The organism is Faecalibacterium sp. DFI.5.82 (assembly GCF_029076575.1).
GTDB lineage: Bacteria > Bacillota > Clostridia > Oscillospirales > Ruminococcaceae > Faecalibacterium > Faecalibacterium duncaniae.
This window is the reverse complement of the sequence record NZ_JARFIS010000036.1, coordinates 1-676: the sequence shown is the minus strand read 5'-3', so window position 1 is coordinate 676 and position 676 is coordinate 1. Positions and strand designations below refer to the sequence as shown.

Sequence of the window (676 nt, the reverse complement as noted above, 5' to 3'; positions counted from 1 at the left end):
TGGCCGCATCGCCCTGCAAGGTCTCCTCAGACAGGCCGGTGATGGCCACACCGCCGGTCACAGCGCCCAGCACGGCAGGAAAAGCCGCCTGGCTGTAATCGCCCTCCACGGTGTCATCACCGGGAAGATAGTGCTGCCCGCCGGGAATTTCCAGCGTAGTTTCATCCAGCCAGCGGCTCTCCACGCCAAAGGCGTGCTGCACCGCGCGGGTCATATCGATGTAGCTCCGGCTCTCCACAGGCGGGATGAGGTGCAGGGTGCTGGTGCTGCCCAGCAGGGGCAGGGCAAACAGCAGCCCGCTGATGAACTGGCTGGACACGTTGCCCGCCAGCTCGTATTCGCCCGGGGTCAGGGCACCTTCCACAGTCAGGCGGTCCGCGCCCTGCTCAAAACGCAGGCCCTGCTGCTGATACAGCGTTTTGTAGACCGACTGGGGCCGCTCCATCAGCCGCCCACAGACCGTAAAAGTTACTTCCTGCCCGGTCAGGCTGGCCAGCGGGATGAGGAAGCGCAGGGTGCTGCCGCTCTCACCGCAGTCCACGGGGGCATCAACCGGCAGAAAGCGGCCCAGCCCCTCCACCACCGCATCGTTTTCACCGGTGGTGACATGGGCGCACAGTCGGCCCGCCGCGCCCAGCGTGGCGGAGATATCCTTGCTTTCAGCAAGGATATCTCC

The 676-nt window shown here is 65.2% G+C and carries 1 pseudogene; it reads right to left on the bottom strand.

Going from position 1 to position 676, the window contains the following annotated elements:
* Positions 1-676, bottom strand: a pseudogene (locus P0G09_RS15430) (3-phosphoshikimate 1-carboxyvinyltransferase); the annotation flags it as partial.